This window comes from Marinifilum caeruleilacunae, from assembly GCF_013141825.1.
Lineage (GTDB): Bacteria > Bacteroidota > Bacteroidia > Bacteroidales > Marinifilaceae > Marinifilum > Marinifilum caeruleilacunae.
Map to the genome: position 1 here is coordinate 1 of NZ_RZNH01000070.1, position 5,479 is coordinate 5,479.

Annotated in this window: 4 protein-coding genes; 3 read left to right on the top strand and 1 reads right to left on the bottom strand. The window is 37.8% G+C overall.

Annotated elements, in window-relative coordinates; all coding sequences use genetic code 11:
• Positions 1-189 precede the first annotated feature (189 nt).
• A complete protein-coding gene (locus ELS83_RS21320) occupies positions 190-3,411 on the top strand; it encodes a DUF6443 domain-containing protein (RefSeq protein WP_171597573.1) in 3,222 nt (1,073 codons plus the stop codon).
• Positions 3,412-3,468: 57 nt separating this feature from the next.
• Complete coding sequence (locus ELS83_RS21325; protein WP_171597574.1) at positions 3,469-4,002, top strand: hypothetical protein; 534 nt, start codon at positions 3,469-3,471, stop codon at positions 4,000-4,002.
• Positions 4,003-4,112: 110 nt separating this feature from the next.
• On the opposite strand, the gene ELS83_RS21330 is transcribed toward ELS83_RS21325, so the two are convergent.
• Positions 4,113-4,451: a helix-turn-helix domain-containing protein gene (locus ELS83_RS21330; RefSeq protein WP_171597575.1), complete on the bottom strand. Its 339-nt coding sequence runs from the start codon at positions 4,449-4,451 to the stop codon at positions 4,113-4,115.
• Between the two features lie 141 nt (positions 4,452-4,592).
• Here ELS83_RS21330 and ELS83_RS21335 point away from each other — a divergent pair, with 141 nt between their 5' ends.
• The gene (locus ELS83_RS21335; RefSeq protein ID WP_171597576.1) at positions 4,593-5,399 is read left to right on the top strand and encodes a CHC2 zinc finger domain-containing protein; all 807 of its coding nucleotides are present in this window, start codon (positions 4,593-4,595) and stop codon (positions 5,397-5,399) included.
• The last annotated feature ends 80 nt before the right edge of the window (positions 5,400-5,479 follow it).

Here is a 5,479-nt window from a genome sequence, read left to right on the forward strand (position 1 = left end):
TTAGTAAGAATTTAATTCCAATAAGACCGAATCGTAATTTTAATCGGCATAAAGATAAATACAGAAATAGAGTCAAACCAAAGGTTACTAAAAATCAGCGTGATGCTTTGTGAAATAACCTTAACTTAATGACATTGAGCTCGCGCCAACAGCAGGTGCAAACTCGGACTATCTGGGGGTAATACTGTCTTGTTCAGATTTGTTGGAACCACAGGGAGTAATTATGCAGGAGATATTGCACTTGATGATATCCGTGTAATAGCGATAAAATCTAGTAGTGTGACTCCATCGACGGATAAAAACTACGTACACACGATTGTACCTCAAAGCAATCAGGGAGTAAGTGGACCGATAATGGAGAGTATTACTTATTTGGATGGCCTTGGAAGAAACGATCAATCGATACAAGTAGGAGCAAGTCCCAACGGAAAAGATTTGATTCAGCCAGTAGTTTACGATGCACATGGAAGAGAGAGTAAAGCATATCTTCCATTTGCGGGGAACTCATCTAACGGCGCATATTATTCTAATGAAACACAAGTATCAAACTGGACTCAGCATTTTGGTAGCAGTCAGGATGATTATGCCTATAGTAAAACGGTTTTTGAAAACTCACCACTAAACCGTGTATTGGCACAAGGTGCCCCTGGATCAGACTGGCAACCAACTTTTAACGGATCTATTCCGACTTTTTCAGGTCATACTGTCAAGATGGAATATGATTGCAACACCAATAATGAAGTATTGAATTTTAATGTTGATAATATTACTGCTACAAGTAATACTTACTATGGAGTAAACCAGTTGTACAAAACAGTTACAAAGGATGAGAATTGGACATCAGGCAAGTCTCATACAACGGAAGAGTTCAAGGATAAACAAGGGCAAGTAGTATTAAAGCGAAGCTGGCTTGATGAGAGTACAGCAGTAAATACTTACTATGTGTATGATGATTTTGGACTGTTGCGTTATGTATTGCCTCCAAAAGCATTTGAATCAGGTAGTACAACAGTTACAAGTACTGAGCTTACACAGCTGTGCTATCAATATGAGTACGATCACAGAAACAGGATGATAAAAAAGACTCTTCCTGGAGCCGAGCCTGTTTATATGCTTTATGATAGCCGCGATCGTTTGGTGATGACAAGAGATGGTAATTTGGAGAATAACGGTCAATGGATGTACACGCTTTATGATGATTTAAACCGAGCAAAAGAAACGGGTGTATGTTCAGGAGGAAGTTTTGCAAGTTTACAGTCAAGTGTCAATGCCAGTAGCAATTACATACCATCAGGTCGAACAGCACATACCTACACCTATTACGATGATTATTCGGTCAGTTCAGGATGGGGCTATGCTTATACAGAACCATCAGGCTTTTCAGCCAATACACAGGCATCAGATGTAACCGGTATGGTAACTGCTACACAGACCAAGAATCTTGAATCGGGAGCATGGCTACGAGAGGTGATGTACTATGACAAGTATGGCAGAGTTCTTCAGTCGTATAAGAAGAATCATTTGGGAGGATACGATAGAATCACCAACCTGTATGATTTTACAGGAACTGTGACCAAGACAGAACAATATCACAAAAGATTGAGTAGTTCAAGTGCAATTACGATCACCCAAAGATTTGAATATGATCATGTCAAGAGGCTAACAAAGGCTTACCATAAAATTGGTAGTCAGGCAGAGGTGCTAATGGTAGAAAACCAGTATGATGAGCTGGGGCAGTTGATTGAAAAGGATGTTCATGAGAGTATCCAGTCTATTGATTACCGATACAATATTCGTGGTTGGCTTACCAGTATCAACAGTTCGAGTTTGGCAAGTAGTGGCAGTCTGAATAACGAGGTAGGAGATTTGTTTGGAATGGAACTGTGCTACAATGAGTATGTATCCGGACTGAGTGGAACGGCTGATGAGCAGTTCAATGGTAACATCTCTGCAGTGAAATGGAAGAATAGCAGTCAGTCGAGTATTCAGGGTTATTTGTTCAATTACGATGCACTGAACCGATTGAAAAAGGCGGATTATAAATATTACTCGAGCAATTGGGTAAATTCAGCGAACTATGATGTGTATGGAAATGTATCAGGAAAGATTGGTTATGATTTGAATGGAAACATATCCTCATTGGTAAGAAAAAATGGAAGTGGAACGATTATTGATAATCTGACCTATACCTATACAGGGAACCAGTTGAAGAAGGTTGAAGATGCAGCCGGGAATGATGGATTCAAAGAATTGGTATCAAATTCAGTGGAATACCAGTTTGATGATAATGGAAATTTGATAGATGATGATAACCGTGGGCATGTAATATCATATAATTTGCTAAATTTACCAAAGAGTCTCAACGGAGGCTTGTTAAGGTATGAGTACAGTGCCGCAGGAGAGAAGCTGAGAAAGGTGTATGGCAGTACCACTACTGATTATATTGGTAATTTTGTGTATGTGAATAATGCTTTAGCGTACATCATCACAAGTGAAGGAAGAATTGTAAAGCCTGGAGCAACTTATTTGTATGAGTACAATTTGAAGGATCACCTGGGTAATACAAGAGTTAGTTTCCAGGTGAATCAGGTGGCATCGGTATTACAGAATCAGGATTATTATCCATTTGGAATGTCCATGAACTTGGTTCAAAATGACAACCGTTACTTGTATAATGGCAAAGAGTTACAGGATGATTTGATAAATGGTGACAATTTGGATTGGTATGATTATGGGGCCAGAATGTATGACCCTAGTCTGGGAAGGTGGCATGTGGTGGATCCTTTAGCTGATGAGTTTTCTAATGTTAACCAATCACCATATCAATATTGCGAAAATGAACCGATCAATAGAGTTGATCCAGATGGACGAGATGACTGGTTTGTTAGAGGTTCAACATTGGTTAAGCTCAAAGAAACTAACGATAAATTTCATAGGATCTATAAAAGAAATGAAAGTGGGAAAAGAGTGCCTTGGTATACAACAAATGGACAAAACCTAAGCGGAAAAAGATATGGGAGGAGAAGTCGAACTCAGAATATTTTTAAGCGGATTGATTTTGTAGGGACATTAACTCTTCCTAAGAATAAGGAAGCGTTGAAGGATATGAAAGAGAGGGCAGAAAAAATGGGATTTTCGGATAGTTTTGAAGGCTTAATAATGTCCACAAATGATTATAATGAGGTGGCAACTAATAGAGGAGATCCACACCCATTGCAAGCTATGTTCGATAGTTTGAAGAAATTGTATGAAATTTATTTTAAAGATAATAAAGAGGAAGATAATAAAGAGGAAGCGGAGAGTTCGAAGCAGAAAACAGAAGGTGCAAAAAAGTTACTTAAAGATGCGGCATCAGGAAATCTCGAACAAGGTATGTATGTTTGGAATGGCTCCCAATGGGTGAAGCAATAATTAAATTATTAATAAACCTACTACACTAAATAAAAATCAAATAAGTTTATAGATATAATGGGAAAAACAAGAGAGTATATTTATGTTTTTATTATTAGTTTAATTGTTCTATTGTTATTTGCATGTACTAATACATCAAGTCAAACTTGTCATACAGCAAAAGAATTAATGGAAAAATCAATAGAAGCTATTAATAACAAAAGTTCGAAAGCTTATGTTTCTTTGGTTGATTTTGATAGCGTGATAGGAATTTTGGAAAATGCTGCTAAGAAGGATCTCAGCTATAAAGAGGATGTTGAAATGTTTAAAAGCAATAGGAATATTTTAATTAAAGGATATTCCAGTAGTTATAATATGTTGATAGGTTCCTTAACTCGAGTTTATAAACTTGAATCATGGCATTTTGAGCTTGAAAAGTATGAGTTAGAATCAACAGAACAAGAGCCAGGTTTTACAACGGAAAATTATATCATGAAACTAAAAGATGAGAATAATAATAAATGGACGATGCGAATATACATTGCAAAATACAATGGTTGTTATTATATAACAGAACCTATAGAAGCTAACTACTTGAGTAAAGGGTGGTAGAATGCCCTTACATACCGTAAGTCTTCATGACTTGTGGCAAGAACAATAAAACGAAAGCCCAACGCTTAAAAACAAAGTGTTGGGCTTTTTGTATATGATATTTTGAATTTTTAGCTGCCGTAAGCTTGTCTTGCCTTGGCATCCCTAAGGAATGTATCAATTACTTTAAACAGCATTTTACGAGTATCGGGATCGAGGTGTTCAATGTCTTCCAACCTTTTAATAGCTTCCTTATCATACCTGGCCATACTTCCTTTGCCAAGAATAAAATCAACCGTCACTCCAAATACTTCGGCCAGTTTTTGAGCCATCTCCAAAGAAGGGGTATTTTCGTTACGTTCGTACTTGCCTATAATATCTCTGGATGCACCAATGGCTTTGGCCAAATCATTTTGTGACCATCCTTTTTGCTTTCGAAGCTCTGCTATTTTAATCCCAATGTGTAACATGTATCGTAAAAGCTTACTGTTTTAATGAGTTTAAGGCAAAAATAGTTAAAAGTGTTCTACAAAAAAAGAAGGTGTTCTTTTGGTGAAAAAGAAATAAGTTCTACATTTGTTGCACATGTTACACAAAAAGATTTTTTTCTAATGGAAATAAGCGACATCAAATCCCGTCTGAGCATCGAAACTGTACTAAAGCATTACAATCTACAGGCAGACCGCAATCACATGCTAAAATGCCCTTTCCACGAGGATGACAAACCCAGTCTTAAAATCTACACAAATACCAACACTTTTAACTGCTTTGGCTGTGGTGCAAACGGGGATGTAATTGAGTTTATCCAGAAAAAAGAGAACTGTAGCAAACACAAAGCACTTTTAAAAGCAACAGGGCTTTGTTCCGGAATTACAGAAATAAAAACATCCAAAGAAAAAGTAAAATGTCCTGTGGTGAGTTCTGCTCTGAGCGGAATCGAAGGGAATGTTAAAATCCTGAGTAAAATCTACACATCCTTTAAAAATGGCCTGAATAATGGCAAGGCAAGCAAACCCAAACAGTATCTTGAAAGCAGAAGACTTGATTTTACCAAGCTTGAAGTTGGTTACAACAGTGGGCAGTTCCATCACCGGGGCAGGTTAAACGATGCAGATGTAAAAGCCTGTATTGATGCAGGGCTTTTAATCCCTTACAATGGTTCCGTTCCGAATGCCAAAGGCACAACTTACACTGCTTTTGCGAAAGACTGCATCATCTTCCCACTAAAAAACCGAAAAGGTGAAATCGTTAGTATTTACGGACGTTCCATAAACGATAATGGCAAACATTATTACCTGAAAGATCGAAGCGGACTTTATCCAAACTGGCCAAAACAGGAAACCACCAAACCCCCAGATGGCGCGAGTTTGCACAGCCCGCTAGTTCGAGTTTGTAACTCGGACTCTGCGAAGCAGTAAATAAGAAAAACCCAACCCACTTGCAGTAAAATGTAAGTGGGTTTTTTGTTGAGCATAAAGCCCCAGATGGCGCGAGTATG

What these genes read in the sequence shown, in the direction of transcription:
- ELS83_RS21325 (WP_171597574.1), top strand. Translation starts at nt 3,469, where the DNA reads ATGGGAAAAACAAGAGAGTATATTTATGTTTTTATTATTAGTTTAATT.
- ELS83_RS21330 (WP_171597575.1), bottom strand. Translation starts at nt 4,451, where the DNA reads ATGTTACACATTGGGATTAAAATAGCAGAGCTTCGAAAGCAAAAAGGA.
- ELS83_RS21335 (WP_171597576.1), top strand. Translation starts at nt 4,593, where the DNA reads ATGGAAATAAGCGACATCAAATCCCGTCTGAGCATCGAAACTGTACTA.